At 35.1% G+C, this 208-nt stretch carries 1 protein-coding gene; it reads left to right on the top strand.

What is annotated here, in order from left to right:
• Window positions 1-120 (top strand): cold-shock protein (locus SB717_RS40215; protein ID WP_410908994.1); only part of this gene is annotated, 120 nt, incomplete at its 5' end.
• Window positions 121-208: the final 88 nt, after the last annotated feature.

Here is a 208-nt window from a genome sequence, read left to right as displayed (position 1 = left end):
CATTTCAGCTCTATTCAAAGTGAAGGCTTTAAATCGTTAGACGAAGGTCAAAAAGTAACGTTTGATATCGAACAAGGCCAACGTGGAGCACAAGCTGCTAACGTTCATAAAGTAGCATAATCAAAATGAGAAAAAAAGACTCCACCTGGGAGTCTTTTTTTACTTTTGATTCCATTAGCTAGCAAAAAACGTATTATATCTACTTTTA

It is taken from the genome of Priestia sp. SIMBA_032 (assembly GCF_046535215.1).
GTDB lineage: Bacteria > Bacillota > Bacilli > Bacillales > Bacillaceae_H > Priestia > Priestia aryabhattai.
The sequence above is the reverse complement of the archived record's forward strand: the minus strand, read 5'-3'. Positions and strand labels throughout refer to the sequence as shown.